The 1,079-nt window shown below is 57.2% G+C and carries 1 protein-coding gene and 1 pseudogene; both read right to left on the bottom strand.

Annotated features, from left to right (window positions below):
- Nucleotides 1-195: 195 nt before the first annotated feature.
- Nucleotides 196-597, bottom strand: a complete 402-nt coding sequence (locus AB4043_RS26435; RefSeq protein ID WP_442303513.1) for a VOC family protein — start codon at nt 595-597, stop codon at nt 196-198.
- 19 nt (nt 598-616) lie between these two features.
- Nucleotides 617-1,079: pseudogene (locus AB4043_RS26430) on the bottom strand (hypothetical protein); the annotation flags it as partial.

Raw genomic sequence — 1,079 nt, 5'->3', positions numbered from 1 at the left:
TGAACGAAAAAACACAGATGATCCGCACTCAGAACTTCATCCACTCGAGGCGGCACCAGGTACCCTTGCTCCGGCGAATAGGGCAAATACCGTGACATACTCTCTTCTCGTATAAATAACCCCGAAAAGCAAGTACTCACACAGACTCTGAAGGCCCGCTCTATAGCTCTACAGAGAAATCAAACCCGATACGCCCTAGCCCTGTTTGTTCTTTAACTCCCAGGAAAAGTCATAGAACACCCGCAGTTGATTGCCGTCGAGGTCCGCGACCCTGAACTCGCGAAGGTGCCAGGGCTTATCTTCCGGCTCGGCCAGGATCTTCGCTCCCGCATCCCGCCAACGCTGGTAGAGCTCATCGACCTGCTGTTTGCTCTCCAGGTTCAGCCAGATAACGACCTTCTCCCCATTGCCGTAGTGACCGCGGAAAGCTGCATTCGTCAGGAACATGCGGCAGGCCCCCTGCGAGATGCCGCCGATGCCACCGAGATCGTTGCCCCAATCGAGCTGAAATCCGAGCGCCCGGACGTAATACTCGGCGGCCTTTTCGATATTGCTGACCGGAATCTCCGGAACCGCCATCGGAAAGTGCGTAAGCATGATGCCAACCAGCTTACGCCTACTCGCCTCCGGTCACGACATAGCTCGCGCCGGCGCGCGGAACGAAGGTGATGGCATGGCCATCCGTTCGCGTTGCGACAGCAGCGCCCGAGTTCGTCACCTTCACCGTTGCGATCGAGCGGATTGCAGGCACCTTCACCGTAATCACCTGCTCGCTCTCGGGTAACGTGAGCTGCACTGTCGAAGCCTTACCAACGGGATAGACACAGATGCGCGTCTCTCCGTTGATCTTTTCCAGGGTGATACCTGATCCGCCGATAAAGACAGGGGTCTTGTTCACCGGCATGGCAAAGTCCTTAAGCATCTGCTTCCCTTCGTAGATCTTGCCGGTGTCGTAGTCCATCCAGCGGCCTTCGGGGAGATAGATATCGCGGCTCGTGGCCGAGAGATAGTCATCGCCATAGAGAGGCGCGGCCAGCATGGAGTCGCCGATCAGCCACTCGTAACCACGGGTGGTGGAG

This window comes from Terriglobus sp. YAF25, from assembly GCF_052113305.1.
In the GTDB taxonomy this organism is placed as follows: domain Bacteria; phylum Acidobacteriota; class Terriglobia; order Terriglobales; family Acidobacteriaceae; genus Terriglobus.
Note: the sequence above shows the minus strand (reverse complement) of the source record. Positions and strands in the feature narration are given on the sequence as shown.

Coding starts and splice junctions, on each gene's coding strand:
- AB4043_RS26435 (WP_442303513.1), bottom strand. CDS start 597: ATGCTTACGCACTTTCCGATGGCGGTTCCGGAGATTCCGGTCAGCAAT.